Annotated in this window: 17 protein-coding genes; 11 read left to right on the top strand and 6 right to left on the bottom strand. The window is 55.3% G+C overall.

Annotated elements, in window-relative coordinates:
- Positions 1–129: 129 nt before the first annotated feature.
- Complete coding sequence (locus tag LG297_RS02585) at positions 130–600, top strand: Lrp/AsnC family transcriptional regulator (RefSeq protein ID WP_404424835.1); 471 nt, start codon at positions 130–132, stop codon at positions 598–600.
- A 23-nt stretch (positions 601–623) separates the two neighbouring features.
- Here the strand turns inward: LG297_RS02585 and LG297_RS02580 are convergent, their stop codons facing one another.
- The gene (locus tag LG297_RS02580) at positions 624–1,406 is read right to left on the bottom strand and encodes a 4'-phosphopantetheinyl transferase family protein (RefSeq protein WP_404424833.1); all 783 of its coding nucleotides are present in this window, start codon (positions 1,404–1,406) and stop codon (positions 624–626) included.
- A gap of 270 nt (positions 1,407–1,676) precedes the next feature.
- Between LG297_RS02580 and LG297_RS02575 the strand changes: the two genes are divergently transcribed.
- The 6 genes from LG297_RS02575 to LG297_RS02550 all read left to right on the top strand — a co-directional run bounded on the left by LG297_RS02575 (position 1,677) and on the right by LG297_RS02550 (position 8,031).
- Positions 1,677–2,138: a (2Fe-2S)-binding protein gene (locus LG297_RS02575; protein ID WP_404424831.1), complete on the top strand. Its 462-nt coding sequence runs from the start codon at positions 1,677–1,679 to the stop codon at positions 2,136–2,138.
- Between the two features lie 3 nt (positions 2,139–2,141).
- Positions 2,142–4,313 (top strand): molybdopterin cofactor-binding domain-containing protein, encoded by a 2,172-nt coding sequence (locus LG297_RS02570; RefSeq protein WP_404424829.1) that lies wholly within the window; start codon positions 2,142–2,144, stop codon positions 4,311–4,313.
- A 72-nt stretch (positions 4,314–4,385) separates the two neighbouring features.
- Positions 4,386–5,381 (top strand): XdhC family protein, encoded by a 996-nt coding sequence (locus LG297_RS02565; RefSeq protein ID WP_404424827.1) that lies wholly within the window; start codon positions 4,386–4,388, stop codon positions 5,379–5,381.
- Entirely contained in the window at positions 5,378–5,971 is a 594-nt protein-coding gene (locus LG297_RS02560; protein WP_404424825.1) for an NTP transferase domain-containing protein, read from the top strand. The genes LG297_RS02565 and LG297_RS02560 overlap by 4 nt, the downstream gene beginning before the upstream one ends.
- Positions 5,972–6,046: 75 nt before the next feature.
- Positions 6,047–6,727: a response regulator transcription factor gene (locus tag LG297_RS02555; RefSeq protein ID WP_404424823.1), complete on the top strand. Its 681-nt coding sequence runs from the start codon at positions 6,047–6,049 to the stop codon at positions 6,725–6,727.
- A gap of 5 nt (positions 6,728–6,732) precedes the next feature.
- A complete protein-coding gene (locus LG297_RS02550) occupies positions 6,733–8,031 on the top strand; it encodes a sensor histidine kinase (RefSeq protein WP_404424821.1) in 1,299 nt (432 codons plus the stop codon).
- A gap of 11 nt (positions 8,032–8,042) precedes the next feature.
- Here the strand turns inward: LG297_RS02550 and LG297_RS02545 are convergent, their stop codons facing one another.
- The 4 genes from LG297_RS02545 to LG297_RS02530 form a co-directional block, all read right to left on the bottom strand.
- Positions 8,043–9,263, bottom strand: a complete 1,221-nt coding sequence (locus LG297_RS02545) for an amidohydrolase family protein (protein ID WP_404424819.1) — start codon at positions 9,261–9,263, stop codon at positions 8,043–8,045.
- On the bottom strand, positions 9,256–11,811 hold the full coding sequence (locus tag LG297_RS02540; protein WP_404424817.1) for an ATP-binding cassette domain-containing protein: 2,556 nt from the start codon (positions 11,809–11,811) through the stop codon (positions 9,256–9,258). Before LG297_RS02540 ends, LG297_RS02545 begins: the two co-directional genes overlap by 8 nt.
- Positions 11,812–11,813: 2 nt before the next feature.
- Positions 11,814–12,689 (bottom strand): branched-chain amino acid ABC transporter permease, encoded by an 876-nt coding sequence (locus LG297_RS02535; RefSeq protein ID WP_404424815.1) that lies wholly within the window; start codon positions 12,687–12,689, stop codon positions 11,814–11,816.
- A 93-nt stretch (positions 12,690–12,782) separates the two neighbouring features.
- Positions 12,783–13,973, bottom strand: coding sequence for an ABC transporter substrate-binding protein (locus LG297_RS02530; protein ID WP_404424813.1), 1,191 nt, complete (start codon positions 13,971–13,973; stop codon positions 12,783–12,785).
- 238 nt (positions 13,974–14,211) lie between these two features.
- Here LG297_RS02530 and LG297_RS02525 point away from each other — a divergent pair, with 238 nt between their 5' ends.
- A complete protein-coding gene (locus LG297_RS02525; RefSeq protein WP_404424811.1) occupies positions 14,212–14,637 on the top strand; it encodes a nuclear transport factor 2 family protein in 426 nt (141 codons plus the stop codon).
- A gap of 46 nt (positions 14,638–14,683) precedes the next feature.
- Here LG297_RS02525 and LG297_RS02520 read toward each other — a convergent pair whose 3' ends face one another.
- A complete protein-coding gene (locus LG297_RS02520; RefSeq protein WP_404424809.1) occupies positions 14,684–15,397 on the bottom strand; it encodes a GntR family transcriptional regulator in 714 nt (237 codons plus the stop codon).
- 127 nt (positions 15,398–15,524) lie between these two features.
- Here LG297_RS02520 and LG297_RS02515 point away from each other — a divergent pair, with 127 nt between their 5' ends.
- The 3 genes from LG297_RS02515 (at position 15,525) to LG297_RS02505 (ending at position 19,453) form a co-directional block, all read left to right on the top strand.
- Positions 15,525–17,114, top strand: a complete 1,590-nt coding sequence (locus tag LG297_RS02515) for a gamma-glutamyltransferase family protein (protein ID WP_404424807.1) — start codon at positions 15,525–15,527, stop codon at positions 17,112–17,114.
- 276 nt (positions 17,115–17,390) lie between these two features.
- Positions 17,391–18,428, top strand: coding sequence for a LacI family DNA-binding transcriptional regulator (locus tag LG297_RS02510; RefSeq protein ID WP_404424805.1), 1,038 nt, complete (start codon positions 17,391–17,393; stop codon positions 18,426–18,428).
- A complete protein-coding gene (locus LG297_RS02505; RefSeq protein WP_404424803.1) occupies positions 18,428–19,453 on the top strand; it encodes a PotD/PotF family extracellular solute-binding protein in 1,026 nt (341 codons plus the stop codon). The genes LG297_RS02510 and LG297_RS02505 overlap by 1 nt, the downstream gene beginning before the upstream one ends.
- The last annotated feature ends 75 nt before the right edge of the window (positions 19,454–19,528 follow it).

Genomic DNA, 19,528 nt, shown 5'->3' with positions numbered 1-19,528 from the left:
ATCTGGAATTGGAATGGTTCTTGTTATGGACCTATCTTGCGCCAGATTGGCCGCAATGTGCGTGCATTCATGGTTGATTTTCGGCGTTTCATACACATATCATGCACCAATGATCAAAATGGTGCATGAATGACGCAACTTGATAAACTTGATCTGAAACTGCTTGCCGAATTGCAGCGCGACGGACGTCTGACCAACAATGATCTATCGGAACGGATTGCCCTATCGCCGTCGCAATGCTCGCGCCGCCGCGCCCGGCTTGAGGCCGAGGGTTTCATTCGCGGATACCGCGCCGACATTGACCGGCAAAAGATGGGCCTTGGCCTGATGGTCGTGATTTCCGTAACCCTGGCCACGCATAATCGCGACAATGCCAAACGGTTTTCCGAACTCTTGGCCGACCTCCCAGAAGTGCTCGAAGCCTATTCCCTGACCGGGGAAATGGATTATCACCTGAAGGTCGTGACCAAAGACCTTGCCGCCCTTTCGCATTTCGTGAACGAGGTTTTGCTGCCCCACGATTCCGTGCAGCATGTCAAAACATCGATTGTGCTAAACGTGCTCAAGGACTTTGAAGGGTTGGCCGTCGATCCCCAATAAGTCCGCAGGCTTGATCAACCCTGTCAGACGCACCCCATCCACGATGTATCGGAAATCCCGGTTGCGCGCGGCAGGGTCAGGCTGAACCACCCGGACTGATTGCGACAGGCAATCGTGCGATACTGTTCGAAATTGCGATAATGGACGGTGATGAAGGGGGTGTCTGCAATCAGTTCGGCGACCTCAAAAACCGGAAGCGGCACCATAAGGGCTGTATTCAACGTTTTGCCCAGACTTTCCTTGCAACTCCAGAGCAATTGGGCCGCATCGCATTCCGGAAGGCTCAGTTCCGAGATAAGGGCAAGCTCGTCGCGGGTCAGTTCAGCCTGCAACAAGGGCATCGCATCCTCGTCAATCGGCGCCAGATCAATGCCCATCGGATGGGCCCGGTGATAGGCTATCGCCATAGAGGTATCTTCGCTGTGCGCGATGCTAACACAGGGAAGTTTATGCCCAAGCCCGGCCCCGATTGCCGCAGAACCATCCACAAAGGGTTGCCCGAATACGCCGGGACGCACCCAGAAACGATCCGGTTCATCTGTCGCAAGCCATTGCGACAGACACATTTTCGCAGCCACTCGTCCGGCAATATAGCTGTTGCGACGTCCATCGTGGCTCATACGGCGTGCAAGGGAAAGTTCTTCGGGATGGAGCCAGTTTTCGGCGTCTTCGCCGGGCTCCCCATTGCCACAGACAGCCACATGGGCAAGGGTTGCGCGTAACAGACCGTTGGCGATGTCAAACTCTCCCATATCATCGCGTGTCATGCTGATATGGCTGGTTCCGAGTATCCGGATATTTTCCATCCCTTTGCTTCCCTTGCCGTTTTAACACCCGTCACGGGGCAAATTTTGTGCGGTTATTCTGCACTCGCCACGCGCGGTTGTGAACCGGATATCGGTTTTGCGATGCGACACGGATGTGATAATGGCCGTGCCCCCTCTGGGGCTTGTTTGTTCCCGCCACCTGATTACCTGCTCAACCCTCATTTTAACGCCTCCAATTGGCGTTTACCCATCGGTTACCCCTGCTCATCAGAAGATAAATCAGAGTTTATCGAGAGAGATGAGGCGGCCATGCAGTATCAGCTAAAAATAAACGGAGAATCCCGCACCGTCGAAGCAGAACCCGGCACCCCGCTATTATGGGTTCTGCGTGACGGACTGGAACTTACCGGCACCAAATTCGGATGCGGCGTTGCCTATTGCGGCGCATGCACCGTGCATATCGACGGATACCCGACCCGTTCCTGCCAGACCTTTATCGAGGACGCTGTCGACAGCGAAATCACCACGATCGAAGGTGCCACCGATAAGATCGCCCAGGCGGTCCAGGCCGCATGGCAGGAAAAGGATGTTGTGCAATGTGGCTGGTGCCAATCCGGCCAGATCATGTCGGCCATCGGCCTGCTGACCGAAAACCCGAAACCGACGGACGACGAAATCAAGGACTACATGTACGGCAATGCCTGCCGCTGTGTGACCTATGTTCGTATCAACGAAGCCATCAAGCTGGCGTCTGAAAAGCTGGAGGCATAAGTCATGACAATCAATGTATCACGTCGCGGCTTCATGATCGGATCAGCCACCGGTACCGCCGCCCTTCTGGTCGGCCTGAATGCCAAGGGCGTTCTTGCCGCAGACAGCGGCACAGAAGCGGTAACAACCGACCTTAACCCGTTTGTCAAAATCGATGCCGACGGCACCGTCACCGTCATCATCAAACATTTCGAAATGGGCCAGGGCACCACAACCGGCCTGACCACTCTGGTGGCCGAGGAACTCGACGCCGACTGGGACACGGTTCAGACCGCCTTTGCCCCTGCCGATAATGAACGTTACGCCAATTTGTTCTTCCATGCGCAGGGGACCGGCGGTTCGACATCCATCGCCAATTCCTTCATGCAATACCGCGAAGCCGGTGCTGCCGCGCGCGATCTTCTGGTCCGTGCGGCCGCACAAAGCTGGGGTGTTGATGCCAGCAGCATCACCGTTGAAAACGGCATGCTGAAATCCGGTGGCAATTCCGGCCATTTCGGGGAATTTATTGCGATTGCATCAACCCTTGAAGCGGTTGAAAAGCCGACCATCAAAACCCCGGATCAGTTCAAACTGATCGGCAGCGAAAAACTGCACCGCAAGGACAACACCAACAAAACAGACGGCACCGCCATCTTTGCGATGGATGTCAATCTGCCGGGCATGATCTATGCCGCGATCATGCGCAGCCCGAAATTCGGCGGCACCGTCGTTTCGTTTGATGACAGTGGTGCCAAAGACGTCGCCGGTTTTATTGCCGCACAGGTTCTGCCAAACAAGGCGGGGGTTGTGGCCTTTGGCAAAAACACATGGTCGGCCTTTCAGGCGCGTGATGCCCTTTCTGTCGAATGGGATTTCAGCCAGGCCGAAACACGCAGCACGGATGCCATGATTGCCGATCACAAGGCAATGCTTGATGCGCCGCAGTTTGACGCCAATCACGAAGTACCGCTGGCATCCGTTGAACCGCTTTTGGCCAATGCCTCCAAAACCATTGATGCAGAATTCACCTTCCCGTTCCTGGCTCACGCCCCGCTGGAACCGGAAAACTGCATCATCGAGCCGACCGAAAATGGCGTTCGCCTTCATGATGGCTGCCAGTTCCCGACCCTGACCCGACCGATGGTCGCAGCCGCCCTTGGACTGGAACCATCTCAGGTCGAGATCAGAACGCTTTATGCCGGTGGTTCGTTCGGTCGTCGCGCCAACGGCGCCTCCGACTATAATGTCGAAGCCGCGATGGCCTTTGCCGTTTCAGGCCGCAAGGTTCCGGTCAAACTGGTCTGGAGCCGCGAAGACGATATTCGCGGCGGCTATTACCGCCCGATGGCGGTACATCGCGCAAAAATCGGTCTGGATAGCGATGGCAAGATTGTTGGCTGGGATCACCGGCTGGCCGTCAAATCCATCATGAAGGGTGGACCGATGGAAGGCATGATACAAGATGGCATTGATCCGACCTCGGTCGAGGGTGTCACCGAAAGTCTTTATACCATCCCCAATCATGGCATCGGGTTAAGCGATTTCCAGACCCCGACGCCTGTATTGTGGTGGCGTTCGGTCGGACATACTCACACCGGATATGTCATGGAAACACTGATGGACATGCTCGCAACCGAAACCGGGCAGGACCCGATTGAAATGCGACTTGCAATGCTTGATCCGGCCGGTGCCAATCAGGCCCGCATGATTGAGGCCATCAAACTTGTCCGCGAAATATCCGGATGGGAAAAGGGCGACAAACGCGGTTTTGCAGCACATCTTTCGTTCAATACCTGCGTTGCGGTTGTTGCCGACGTCACGGTCGAAGACACGACTGTGCATGTGAACAAGCTGTTCATGGCGGTTGAATGCGGTGTTGCCGTTAACCCCGATGTCATCCGCGCACAGATGGAAGGTGGTGCCGGTTATTCGCTGTCTGCCGTTTTCCGGAACGAAATCACCCTGACAGACGGTGAAGTCGACCAGTTCAACTTCCCGGATTACGAACTGCTTCGAAATGCCGAAATGCCTGCCATCGAAGTGGCGATTGTTCAATCGAACAACGCCCCTACGGGCGTTGGCGAACCGGGCGTTCCCCCGACCGCCCCGGCTGTTGCCAACGCCATTTTTGCCAAAACCGGAAAGCGGATCACGGATCTTCCGATGACCAAAGCCGGTTTCGACTTCGTGTAAGGCATGTTGCCCGGGGGACATTTTTCGGGTCCCCACCCGTCCCCCGGGCAGCCCCTCTTGCGGGAGCACACAATGAGTAACCAGTTATCGGCCATGCTACGCGCCTGGCAGGAAGGCAAAACAGATACCGAATGGGTTCTGGGCACCGTTTATCGCACCGAAGGTTCGGCCTATCGCAAGGCCGGGGCGATGATGCTGATCAACGGGCACGGGCAGCAGTTCGGGCTACTCAGCGGCGGCTGCCTTGAAGCCGATATCATCCGCAACGCAAGGCGCGCCATGGTAACCGGCAAAACGGTCATGCTGGTTTATGACGGCAATGACGAAGACGATCTGTCTTTCCGGCTGGGTGTCGGGTGCGGCGGCAAGGTCTTCATCATGCTGCAACCGCTTGATCCCGCAAACGACCTTGGGCTTTCCGATCTTTGCGATGCTTTGGCAGTGCGCCAAAGCGGTCTGTATTTCCAGAAAATCGGCGAAGTCCGGGGATATTTCAAACGGGCAGATCACACCAGCCAACGCACCGCCTATGTCGAAAACCGGCCTGATGGTGACTGGCTTGTCACCCCGATTGTCCCCGAACCGCATATCCTGATCGTCGGTGGCGGACTGGATGCCCGGCCTGTGGTTTCGATCGCGCATGAAATGGGCTGGAAAACCACACTGGTTGATCCGCGCCCCGCAAATGCCCGCCCGGAACATTTCCCCACGGCAGACACCATCCTGCGCCAGATGGACGCAACAATGGTTGATTATGTTGCGCAACATCGTGTTGATGCCGCAATCCTGATGTCGCACAGCATTGATATTGATGCCAAGGCGCTCCAAATTCTGAAATCCAGCCCGCTGCGTCATGTTTCCATGCTGGGTCCGCGCCATCGTTTCGCCGATGTTCTTGAACGTGCGGACCTTGCCGAACCTGCCCTTCCCTTCCCGGTGGCAAGCCCGGCCGGGATTGATATCGGCGGCCAATTGCCCGAAAGCATCGCACTTTCGATGCTATCAGGCATTCACGCGGCACTTTACAAACATTGTGCCGCCCCCGCCCTGGCACAGGCCGCGGAATGATGAAAATTGCCGGTCTTATTCTTGCCGCAGGTGAAAGCACGCGATTTGGCGGACGCAAACAGCTTGCCGATATTGATGGCAAGCCGATGCTTGAACACGCAATTGATCAGCTTCGCCCGATTTTCGAAGATGACCTTTATGTCGTGCTGGGTGCCTATCGCGATGAAATCCTCTCGGTGATCGGCAATCGCGCCAAAACCATTGCCAACAATAACTGGCAATCGGGCATGGGATCATCGATTGCAGTTGGCATTGCCGGAATTTGCGCAGCCGGTACGTATGACGGCGTTCTGATCGCCCTTGGTGACCAGGCCGGATTGACCGGCAGCGACTATCAGAAACTTCTCAATGCCTTTGACGGAAGCCACATTATTGCATCGCGTTATAAGGACCTGAACGGCGTTCCCGCCCTGTTTCCCGCCACATATTTTCCGGAACTTGCCATGATGAGTGGCCCGCGCGGGGCGCAACAGATGCTTAATAACAGCAGTTACAATATCAGTGCGATTGCCATGCCAAATGCAGAATTCGATATTGATACCCCGGTCGATCTGCAACTGTTTGCCAACCGGTTTTTCGAAGCAAGCTGACCTGCAACCGATTTTAAGGCAATCTGGATATCTTCAGCATCTGGCGAAAAACGCCGCAACCGGAACCGTGCATTTATGAAATCAACCGCCAACATCATGGTCCTTCTGGTCGAGGACAACATGGATATTGCCGGAACAATCAGCGACTACCTGACGATAGAAGGCATCGAATGCGATCATGCCTTTGACGGGGAAACGGGTTTTCAGCGCGCACTGACCGGCGAATATGATGTGATACTGCTTGATATCATGCTGCCTTTTCGCGATGGGCTTAGTATCTGCAACGCGCTTCGCAACGAGGGGATCGATACCCCGGTCCTGATGCTGACGGCGCGCGATACGCTGTCTGACAAGCTTGAAGGTTTCAGCGCCGGGGCCGATGACTATCTGGTCAAACCCTTTGCCCTTGAAGAACTTCTGATGCGCACACGGGTCCTGTCGCGCCGCCGCAGTGGTGAAATCCGGCGGTTTTCACTTGGCGATCTGATCGTTGATTTTGAAAACAGGCATGTCGAACGATCCGGACAGGCAATCAGTCTTTCACCGACAAGCTGGACCATTCTGGAAGTTCTCGCGCAAAACAGCCCGCACGTCGTGACGCGGTCCCGATTGTCGATGGCGCTGTGGCAGGGGGACCCGCCAGATACCAATGCACTTAAAACGCATCTTTACAAATTGCGGATGCGCATCGACAAACCATTCGATCAAAACCTGATCCATACAATTGCCGGCCAGGGCGTGGCCCTTCGCGAGTAAAAGACATGCATTCCTGCGCACCGATCCAGAAAACCTTTTCCCGCTTTGTGCGGAATTACGTTTTGCTGGCACTTGTCATTACACTGGTGATCTATACCGGCATCGTTAATTTCTACATGCTGTATGGCAAGTGGATGGTCGCGAGTTTCCAGTTGCAGACCATCGCGGAACAATATGATGAAATGCGCGCCAAAGACCCGGCGACCCCGCTTCCCAACGGCTTCAACATCCAGACCTTCACTGATTATGACGCGTTGCCGGAACGCCTGCGCGACCGCTACAAGCCCGATGATATCGATCCGGGCGAGCTTTACTATCTGAACACCGATAAATATGCCGCAGAAAAAGATCCCGATAACCCGGTCTTTCTGGTGTTTCCCCATATTCTTGCCGACGGCACGCAAATCATGCTGCTGCAAACCTATCACGCGGGTGATGAGGACAGCGTCTATTTTGCGCGCCTGCACAAACTGGCCTTTCTTTCCATCCCGTTTGCGCTTGGCGTTATGGCGATATTTGCCTGTGTGCTGTGGCTGATCGGCAAGCGCATGACGCAGCCATCGGAAAATCTGCAAAGCTGGGCGAAAACCCTGTCGACGGAAAATCTCGATCAACCGGTACCCGATTTCGGCTTTACCGAACTGAATGATGTGGCCAACGAACTGCATCAATCATTGGTCAGGGTCGACAAGTTCGTGACACGTGAACGCGAATTCCTGCGTCAGGCCAGCCATGAATTGCGAACACCCGTCACCATCGTCAGCGGCAATGTCGAATTGCTCGATAAAACGCCGTTGAACGAAATTCAGGTCCGTCTGGCCGCGCGTATCAAACGCGCCAACCGCAATATGCAGCAACTGATTGAAACCCTGCTTTGGCTGGGGCGCGAAGCAACACCGAACGGTATTCAGGAAAAGATCGACTATCCGGCTTTCGTCCGCGAAGCCATCGTCGATCTTGCCTATCTGACGGACGGCAAAAACCTGACATGCGAATTCAGTGCCGACGATCAAAGCGGCGCGATCACAGCATCGCCGGCCGCCCTGATGATTGTTGTCTCCAACCTGATCCGCAATGCGTTCGAACACACCCCCAAGGGGCAGGTCACGGTCCGGCTTGAAGCCAACAGACTGATTGTCGAAAACAACCTGATGACCTGTGCCGGCGATTATGTCCGCGATCAGGGCGAAGGCATCGGCCTGCATCTGGTGCGCCGGATTTGCGAACGCTGCAACTGGAAATGCGACACAACCTTCCTTGCCGCGGGCGGTATGCGCGCAACTTTCACCCTTTCAAACACCTGATTACTGCGCCATCAGGGGCGCAGTAATATTGGTGCTGGATGTTCGAAAGTGACCCTTCCGTCCTTCATGCCCCAGACCGGACGGGAAATTTCAGAAACGACCTGTGCGCGACTGGTTGCAGGCAGCGCAATGAAGGTCGCAGCTCCACCGACAATGATCTCATTTGACCGCCCCAGAAGCTTTGCCGGGCTATCGGCAACCATCGCAAAGCACATTTCAAGTTCCTCGACCGTGCTCAGTTGACTGACATTGGCATAAAGGTTTGCCATCCGCGATAACGAGCAATCCCCGAACGGCGTAAAAGGATTAAGGACATTGTTGGTCGCGATGGTACAACACACACCAGAATGCGACAAACTGTGTGCCGGGGCGACGCCGCGTGGCACCGAATGCGTGAAATCACGACCGGTCAGAAAAAGGTCGGTTGACGGCAAAACCGTCAATCCGATCCCCGCCTCTCGCATCAGGGCTGCTGTCGTAACCAGCTGATCCTTGGGCAATACTGATAATTTGGTCACATGACCGATCATCACCCGCCCCTGCCAGCCAAAGGCAATCGTCTGGCGTGCGACCTCGTCCAGATGCCGCCATGTCGGGTCCAGATCGAAATCCAGATGAAAATCAAGATCGACATCGTAATCACGCGCCATTTCAAACAGGCGCTCAATCTGCCCGACCGGATCGCTATCCATATACGGACAGCCTCCCAAAAGGTCCGCACCGTTATCAAGTGCCTCGCGCAGAAGCTCCTCTGTCCCCGAATAGTTCAAAAGACCTTCCTGCGGGAAAACACAAATCTCGATATCCATCGCCCAGGCATAATCGCCCTTCAGGCGTTTGATCGCCTGAAACCCGGCCAGCCCAATGCCCGGATCGATTTCAACATGGGTGCGGATCGCGTTCGTGCCCTGCGTGGTGGCTTTCTCGATGACTTTCGCCCCGCGGGCGTAAACATCATCTTCGGTGAAGCCGCTTTTGGCCTTTGCAACCGCGCTTATTGCACCCTGCAATGTCCCGCTTTGATTTTTGGCACGATCCAGAATACAGGCCTTGTCGAGATGCAGGTGACTTTCAACAAAACCACCGGTCAGAAGATTACCACCGGCGTCAAAAGACGGTGCCTCACTTGCAATCGACGCCGCAATATCGACGATTTTTCCGTTCTGAATCGCGATATCAAGAAGGCCGGTTTCACCATGCAGGCAGGCGTTCCTCACCACATAATCAAGCATGTTCGCTGATCACCTTTTCATTTTTGGACTGATCCGCACCGCCAAGATACGCATCAATCAAACGTTCATCTTTCAGAAGGTCCCTGGCGTTGCCTTCGGCCACGACCTTTCCCTGTTCAAGGACATAGGCATAATCAGCCACCGACAGCGCCATGGTCGCCATCTGATCCACCAGAAGGATCGTGACCCCGTCATCGCGCAATTCACCCAGAATGGCGTAAAGTTCTTCGACCATCGCCGGTGCCAGACCAAGGGATGGCTCATCCAGCAGCAACGCCTTGGGCTTCGCGACAAGTCCGCGCGCGATGGCCATCATCTGCTGCTCGCCACCGGACAAAAGCCCGGCCTGACTGTTGATCCGGTCACGCAGGCGCGGGAAACGGGCCAGGATCGCCTCAAGTTCATCACGGCTGACCGGTTTGGGCTGCTTGTAGGCCCCAAGTTCAATGTTTTCACGCACGGTCAGTTCCGGGAAAACCTGTCGTCCTTCGGGTACAAGGATCAACCCCTGTTCAACGATCTGATGCGGGGCCAGATTATGGATATATTCGTCATTCAGAATGATGTTGCCCGAAACCGGGCGCAGCAACCCTGAAAGCGCCATCAGGAACGTCGATTTACCGGCCCCGTTGGCGCCAAGTAACGCCACCATTTCGCCCGACCGGACCTTGATATCAACGGATTTCAATACCGGTGCCGCGCCATAGCCTGCGGTCAATCGCAGCGACGCGATAACCGGTGTTTCGCTAGTCACAAGTGGTGCGGGTCTTGGATGGGCCTTGCTGTTGCCATCACCAAGATAGGCCGCAATGACACGCGGATTTTTCTGGACATCCTGCGGACTGCCAAGGGCAATCGGCGTTCCGGCATCCACCGCCAGGATCAGGTCCGAAATGCCCATGACCATTTCCATGTCATGTTCGACCAGAACCACCGCAATCCCGGCATCCGCCAGCTTGCGCAGCAATCTGGCAAGGGCAACCTTATCGGCATGCATCAAACCCGCAGCAGGTTCATCAAGCAGAAGGACGCCGGGTTTGGTGGCAAGTGAACGGGCAATTTCGACCAGACGCCGGTCCACATGCGGTAAATCACCCGCACGTGCATCCGGGTCACCAAGATATCCGCAAAACTGCAAAATCCCGGCTGCAAAATTGCGATTTTCATCCGATGCGATGCGTGAAAATGGCGCACCAAACCGCCCCAATGAAAGACCCGCAATCACATTGTCGATAACCGACATGTTTTCAAACAAACGGGTCGCCTGATAGGTGCGTGCGATGCCGTTGCGCGCCGCAAAATCGGTGGCCTTGCCCGCGATATCCCGATCACCGACGCGCACAGCCCCCTCGGTCGGCGTGTAAAACCCGCTGATGATATTCAGTAACGTCGTTTTGCCAGCACCATTCGGGCCAATGATCGATGTCACCTGTCCCGGTCGCGCCGTGAATGACACCTGATTGACCGCCTTCACCCCGCCAAAGGCAATCGATACATTATCAACCCGCAAACCATCGGATTTGGGGTAGTCGGCCAGTCCGGCTTCGATCTTTTCGGCGGGAACCGGTGTGACGTTCTGGCGCGCAAGCGGTATGAAACGCGCAACCGTGCCAACAATACCGCGCGGCGCAATCAGCAGAACCGCAACAAGAAGTGCCCCGAAAATCAGCAACCGATACTCGGCAAAATCCGAAAGAAGTTCCGGCAGCAATACGGAAACAGACGCCCCGACCAGCGGCCCCAGAACGGTTCCGGCCCCACCCAGAATAACCGCAAACAGATACAGGATGGATTGACTAAACGGAAAATTGGACGGTGCGATAAACATCATCAGCGGGGCAAACAACGCACCTGCCAATCCGGCCATTGCCGCCGCAATGGCAAAGCCCGATGCCTTGACGACAAAAGCATTATAACCAAGCGAACTTGCGGCAATTTCCGCATCCCGCATGCTGGTCATCGCCATGCCCCAGCCACTAACAGCCAGACGCCGGAACGACAGAAGCGCAATCCCGCCAAGCAACACGCACAGCATCACCAGATCACGTTCGGAAAAAACATATGATCCGATCTGTGGCATCGGGAAGCCCATCAAACCGTTTTGCCCGCCAGTCAGGTCACGCCATTCAATTGCACCATGTTCAACGATGAAGGCAAATGCGATAGTCACCATCGCCAGAAACGGCCCTGCCATCCGCACGGCTGAAATCGCCAGAACACATCCGACAATCCCGGCAATGATGGTGGCCGCCAGCAGACTGAACCAGAAATTAAGCCCGGCAAGCGTCAGGATCGCACTGGCATAGGCCCCGATGGCAAAAAAGCCAACCTGCCCCAGCGATACCAGACCGGTCAGGCCATAAAGTACATTCAGACCCACCGTCAGAATGACGGTCATCGCTACCAGTCCGATGATGAACTGTGTATAGCCGCCGGTGAATAATACGGCGATAATTCCCCCGATCATCGCCGCAACAATGACGCTGTCGAGCGCGACCGGCTTGTTCAGCTTCGGGATCGGATTTTTGAATTTCACGGAGAGTTTCATCCCTACACCTTCTTGATGGCGGCACGGCCAAACAGGCCACTTGGCTTGATCGTCAGCACCGCGATCACCAGTGCAAAAACAACAATGAACGTATAGGACGAACCGAGATAGGTGGTCACAGCCGCCTCTACCATCCCGTAGATGAACCCGGCCAGCATGACGCTATAGGCCGATGTCATGCCGCCCAGAATGGCAACCGCAAAAGCCTTAAGGCCAAACAGTGTTCCCATGTCGGAATGCACGGAAAACAGTGGCGCGATCAAAAGACCGGCACACCCCGCCAGCATGGATGAAATGGCAAAGGACCCGGTCACCATGACCGTGGTGTTGATCCCCATAAGCTTGGCTGCGGTCTGGTTTTGCACAACAGCCAGCAACGCCCGACCCTGTCGGGTATGACGAAACAGCGCATGCAATCCCAATGCGACACCAATCGCCGCAATCGGGATCAGGATCTGTTGCGGATAAACCCCGGTACCAAGAATATTCCAGCTGTCTTCCACAAGAATCGATGGCAGCGTCCGGGGTTCGTTTCCAAAGGTAAAAAGCACCGCATTATCAAGCAGAATCCCACCTGCCACCGTTGCCATCAGCCATGCTTCGGAATTGCGAACAGCAAACGGGCGAACAAGGAAAAATTCAACAAGAACACCCATCACGCCACAGCACAGGATCGCCAGCGGATACCCGACAATCACCGGCATTCCATATTGCTGGCAGAAAACAAAACCCAAAACAGCCCCCAGCATGACCATGCTGCCCTGGGCAAAATTGACTTTGGATGAAACCGAATAAGTGATCTGAAAGCCAAGCGCGATCAGGCCATACATGCTGCCCAAACCGATACCGGTAATCAGGGCGGCCATTAACAAGGTCATTGCAAATTATCCTTCGGACAAAACCACTGCGAAGTGGCCGACGGCTTCCCTGCGGTCACAACAGGTAAGGCAGAACCGCAGGGAAAATCGGAATCAGTCAGTGATCGGAATGATCTCGCCGTCGACAAACTGCGCAAAGGTGTAATCTTCCGGACCAAGCGCATCCTGATCGTCAGGGGTGAAAGGCTTGTCATAGGTTTTGATCATGCCTTCTATCCCGCCGATCTCGTACATTGCCTGCCGAACAGCCGGGCCGTCGGTCGAACCGGCCTTTTCGATGGCAGCCGCAATCAGAAGGGTCGCGTCATAGGCATTGGCAATACCGGTCGCCGGGGTAACGTCTGCCAGGGTTTTGATTTCGGGGAATTTTTCCTGAAGCTTCACAAACATCGGGCTTGAGGTATCGGTAAAGAGATAGGTCTGGATGAAATGAACCTTCTCGCCACTTGCACCGGCAAGCTCGGTAAAGCGACCACCGGCCGGACCCCAGTGGGACGAAATCGGAACATCCCACCCCATGCGATCAAGCGATTTGACGACCTGTGCAGTCGGGGCCACGTTGGCAACCACAAACAGGGAATCCGCCCCGTTTTCCTTAAGGCGCGTCAGCTGCGGGACAACATCAACATCGTTTGATTCAAACTTTTCAATCCCGGCATTGGGCATTCCGCGTTTTTCAAGCGCCTTGAGAAGCCCCTTCTCGTTGGACTCCCCCCACGGGTTGTTGATCAGGATCATGCCCGGCTTTTGGGCACCGTATTTTTTCACCAGATATTCGGTGATCGCCTCGTCGACATATTCATCCACGGCAGATACACGGAAAACATAGTTTTCCTCCGCACCGTTTTTGGTGATCGGCGTACCGGCCGCCCACGGACCAATGAACGGAATTTTCTGCTGGTTGGCAAACGGTACGATGGCAAGCGATACCGGCGTATCCAGGCCACCGATCAGGGCAGCAACCCCTTCGCGCTGCGCAAGCTCACGCGCCGCGACAAGCCCCTTGCCCGGGTTGCTTTCGTCATCACGCGACACAAGCTCCAACGGCTTGCCAAGGACCCCACCCTCGGCATTGATCTTGTCGATCGCAAGGGCAATGCCACGCGTGATGGCCTCACCCGACTTGGCCGACTGCCCGCTCAGGGCAGCGACAAGACCAAGCTTTACGGTATCCTCGGCACGTACGGCAGTCATCGGCAATGCGCTGGCAAGCATCATCACAGCAGCGGCTCCCAAAAGCGCGGCACGCCGTGTCAGTTTCGGGATAGGCGAATAAGCAGACATGTGAGACTCCCTGATTATTTTGAAGTGCCTGTTGGCCTTCGCAGTGCAGCAAGTCATGTGCCAAGAATCAAAAATGATTTAATACAATGACTTAGAAGATTTCAGACCAGAATTCTGACTTCGGTTGCCTCATGTATACGCAAATTGCATGCAATTATTGCATAAAATTAGTGCATGCAAAAAATCTGCCTTCGTATTATGCTGATTGCAGATCAGCCACATGAAACGAGGATACAAAATGACCGACACGCTCGCCCCGGATGCCCTGGAACCACTGTCCCCCGACGCCCGGATTGTCCGCGATTTTCTGGACGCATCGATGAAGCCCGATCCGGAAAAGGCCGCGACTTATATGTCGGACGATGTCGTCATCACCTTTACCGACGGTGCCAAATACGACCATCCATCGGGCACAACCGCCTTTAACGCGGCACGCTATAAATGGGTAAAAAAGAAATTCGGGCAGTTCGACGTTGCACCGGGCAACGGCGAAACCGTGGTTTACAGCGTAGGTACGCTATATGGCGAATGGCCGGATGGAACCCCGTTTGACGGCAATCGTTATGTTGACCGCTTTGTCATTCGCGACGGCAAGATCGTTAAAATGGATGTCTGGAATGAAAGTGCGGAACGCATCCTGATCCGCCAGGGCGCAAAGGCCTGATCGGGTGCCACGGCTTTTCTCGTCGGAAGTACCTCTGTGTGAAGGTCTATTCCTGACCGTCACGCACCTTGCGGGCATAGGGTTCAAGCGCATCAAGATACACAAGCGGCCCGGCTTCCTTACGCGTGATCAGTGCCCGGTCGGCAACTGCCGTCAGGTGCGACCGCATCAATTCTCGCGCTTTTTCCTCGTCCCCGCTGGCAAGGGCATCAATAATCTGACGGTGCTCCTGAATGCCGCAATCGGTCGAATGCGGTCGTGCATACAGCGACAATGTCAGTCCGCAGCGATAGCCGATTTCTTCGACGTAACGCAACAAAACCGGGCTTCCGGCCAGCTTCGCCAGAAGGATATGGAACTCGGTCGCAAGCCGGATCGAAATCGGTTCGGACGCGTGTTCAGCTTCAACTTCCTTGGCAAGATGGGCTTCAAGTTCCGCAAGCTTTTCCGGAGTCATTTCCTTGATCACACGGCTGATCACAAGGTCCTCGATCTGGGTGCGCAACTCGAATATATCGCGGGCTTCCTCAAGGCTTGGCTTGGCAACCATTGCCCCGCGATTGCGCCGAAGTTCCACAAGCCCCTCGGCCGCAAGCCGTTCAAGCGCCTGACGGATCAGGGTGCGGCTGACGCCGAACCGTTCACCAAGGGAATCTTCGGGCAGCTTCATACCGGGCAGCAGAACACGTTCAAGAATGGCGGACCGCAATGCCGAACTGATCAGTTCATTGCGATGCTTTGCTTTATCAGAAGCCTTCATGAAATCCCGGCAACAATGATGATGAATGCAACTCTATATAGTCGATTGCATGCAATTGTGCCACCGTCGATCCACACAATCTGACAGTTCATTTACACCCCAACCATCCGTTGCGAAAGATGTCGAGATGCGTGCTGCCAACATTCCCACACCCTATCGCGCGATGGTCACAAGCCCGAGCATCGCCGCCAGCGAGGCAGGCGCTCAGGTCCTGCGTGATGGCGGGACCGCAATCGAGGCTGTTGTGGCCACCGCATCGGTTCTTGCCGTGACATATCCGCATTTTTGCGGCATCGGTGGCGATGCCGTCTGGATGGTTGCCGACAGAACCGGCAAGGTTTCATCATTCCTTGGCATTGGACAGGCCGCACTTGATGCCAAATGTGATGCAGGCATCCCAATTCCCCTGCGTGGTCCGGCATCAACCTTGACAACCGCCTGCACGGTCGATAGCTGGCAACATGCACTTGATCATTCAGCACACCATTGGGGCGGAACGCGCAAGCTTGCCGATCTGATCGAACCGGCGATTGGTCTGGCCGAAAACGGCTTTCCCGTCAGCAAGTCACAATGTTTCTGGCTCGATTTCCGCAAAGACGATTATCGCAACTGGCCGGGTTTTGCCGATATCTTCGCCCCGAACAGCCGTGCGCCCAAAGAAGGTGAAACATTCGTTCAGCCGCACCTTGCCGAAAGCCTGAAACTGATTGCCAGAAATGGCGCACGTGATTTTTACGAAGGCGAACTGGCGGCCCGGATTACCAAGGGCCTTGGCGAGGTTGGCTCTCCCCTCCGGGCGCGCGATCTGGAATTGACCCGCACCCGGACGGCGGATGCCGTTTCACTTGAATATAGGGATGTCACGCTGTTTGCGCCGCCAGCGCCAACGCAGGGGCTGGCGACATTAATGACCATGGGTATCCTGCGTGAGTTGGGGACGAAGGATTGGGGCGAAAGCAATCCGGATCATTTCCATCTGGTGGTCGAAGCCATCAAACGTGCCTTTCTTGAGCGTGACCGGATTGGTGACCCTGACGGCACAGACCTTGATTTCAGCGACATGCTCGGCGTTGAAATGCTGCGCAACAATGCCGCCCATATTGCAACAGATCACGCGATGGAATGGCCATATCAGTTCCGCCATGGCGATACGGTTTTCCTTGCTGCAACCGATACGCAGGGGAATTGCGCCAGTGTCCTGCAAAGCACCTATTTCGATTGGGGCAGTGGCGTTGTCGCAGGTGATACCGGCATTGTCTGGCAAAATCGCGGTGCGGCATTCAGCACAATCGACGGCCATCCCAACCAGCTTAAGCCGGGCAAACGACCGTTTTATACATTGAACCCCGGTCTGGCTTTGCGAAACGGCAAACCCTGCCTGCTTTACGGAACGCAGGGTGCTGACGGACAACCCCAGACACTGGCCATGCTGTTGACCCGGTTGATTGATTTCGGATTATCCCCGACCGATGCACTTGCCCGCCCCCGTTTCCTTCTGGGGAAAACGTTTTCTGATTCGCGTGACAGCCTGAAACTGGAAGTAGACGCCGGACCAACCGTCTTTACCGAACTGGAAAATCGCGGCCATATCCTGCGCGAAATCGAGGCACAAAGCGCCCTTGCCGGACAGGCCGGCATCATCCGGATCGCCCACGACGGCAGCGTTGACGGTGCCCATGATCCACGTAGCGACGGGGCTGCCATCGGCATCATTTAATCCCTCGCAAACCCGCCCCGAAAAATACATCCCGACCAAGCCCGGGCCGGAGATTTTCCGCGCCCGGGTTTTGGGCCTTGTTTCAAAGACTTCGCATCTATGCCGTTGCGCTGGCATGGCCTACCCCCGGATATTGTATAAATTTACCCTCGACTCTTTAAAAAGAGTCCGGTAGCGTATGATTAATCGATTAACCAGCTAATCAATGTTGCCAGATCACATCTTTTGGGTGTTTGACGGGGGTATTAAGTGGCTTCACCACGTTCCGGACCGAATATGAGTATGATTGCCGACGCCCTTGGGGTGTCTTCGGCAACCGTATCGAACGCGCTGTCGGGAAAGGGCCGGGTATCGGCCGATCTGGTTGATAAAATCCGTAAAAAGGCTGACGAGCTTGGTTATGTTCCCAGCAATGCGGGCCGGGCACTGCGCACGGGTCGATCAAATGTTCTGGGTCTTGTCCTTCCCGATATTTCCAATCCGCTATTCCCGCAAATTGCGCAGGCCATGGAAGCGGCGGCATCAAATGCCGGATATGGGGTACTGATTGCGGACTCGCGTGGCAAGGTCACCACACAAACACAGGCCATCAGCCGCCTGATCGAACGTGGCGTTGATGGTCTGGTCGTCATTCCGCGTCGTGGCACACGGATCGGCGATGTTGGATGTCCTGTTGCAATGGTCGATACCCCGTCAACACCGGGCAACACTGTTTCAGCCGACCATTGGGAAGGCGGGGCGAAGGTCGCGCGCCATCTGGTCGATCTGGGTCATCAGAACTTTCTTCTGATCGGGCATGATCCGGCATCAAATGTGCAGAATGACCGTATAGGGGGCATGAAATCGGCCCTTGGTCGCAATACCCGCCATACGACGATCTGGCTTGAAACATTGATGCACGAACGTGGCGAACAGGCATCGCTTGGCCTGATTGACCACATTAAAAACGGTGTTACGGCAATTGCTGCCGTTTCGGATTTGCATGCCCTTCGCGTTCTGACCGAATTGCAGACCGCCGGGATCAAGGTCCCTCAGCAGGTCAGCGTGACCGGTTTTGACGATCTGATTTTTTCCCCCGTGGTGACCCCTTCGCTAACCACGGTGCATATGGATATGGCCCGGATTGCCGAGCTGGCCATCGCCGCCCTTGTCCGTGAAATCGAACAGGGCAAATCCACCGTTCAAAATGGCAAGGCGGCAAAACAGACCGTCACTGCCGATACGTCGAAGGTTTCGATGGAACTGATGGTCCGCGCGTCAAGCGGACCGGCGGCTTCCCCTGACGCACCCTTCCCAACCGGAGAAACGCTGTGATGCCGATCAAAAAACTGCTTATGGCTTCTGCTGTCCTTTTGCTGTCCGTAAGTGCGGCAAAGGCCCAGGAAAAGACCCTGACCATTTCGGTCTATGGTTTCGCACAGGATGAATTCAAGGAACTCCTGTATGACCCGTTCGAAGAAAAATGCGGTTGCGAACTGGTTGTTGAAACCGGCAACTCGGTCGAACGTCTCGCCAAAATCGAAGCCAACAAAGCCGATCCGGTCATCGACCTTGCGGTTATTTCCATGCGCGATGCACTGGCCGCTGCCAAGGATGGCCTGACCGACAAGATCGATACGTCGAAGCTGTCGAACTTTGACAAGCTTTACGACATTGCCAAAGACCCGAATGGCGATGGCATGAGTGTTGGTTACACCTTCTATGCCAGCTCGATCGCCTATCGTTCTGACAAGATGACAGTCGAAAGCTGGTCGGACCTTCTGGCTGATGACGTGGTTGATCATGTCGCCCTTCCGAACGTCACGACCACACAGGGCCCGCTGACCCTTTATATGCTGGGCAAGGCACTTGGCGATGAAGACCCGTCGCTGAAAACCCCGATTGCTGCCGTTGGCGAAAAGAAGGACGAGATCGTCACCTTCTATGTCCGTTCTTCCCAGCTGGTGCAACTGATGCAGCAGGAAGAAATCTGGGCCGCACCCATCGGGCGTTTTGCATGGTCCGGTTTTTCGAAAATGGATTTGCCGATCAAATGGGCAACCCCGAAGGAAGGTCAGTCCGGCGGCATGAATGTCATGGTCCTGACCAAAGGCAGCAAGAACCGCGATCTTGCGCTTGAATTCATGGATTTCTGGCTTTCGACCGAAATCCAGACGGCATTGGCAGAAAACCTTGTCGACAGCCCGGCCAACAAGGACGTCAAGGTTTCCGACGAGATTGCCGAAAATCTGACCTATGGGGCCGATACCGTTGCCAATCTGCATCTGATCCCGTCACAGGTTGCCATCGACAATCAGGAAACCTGGCTGTCGGAATGGAACAACAAGGTCGGCCAGTAATCGCCACCATGATCATTATCGGATCGGGGCATCCCCCCATTTGCCCCGACCCGGCGAGCCTCGCTCGCGCCACCA

It is taken from the genome of Thalassospira australica, assembly GCF_044790785.1.
Lineage (GTDB): Bacteria > Pseudomonadota > Alphaproteobacteria > Rhodospirillales > Thalassospiraceae > Thalassospira > Thalassospira australica_A.
Note: the sequence above shows the minus strand (reverse complement) of the source record. Positions and strands in the feature narration are given on the sequence as shown.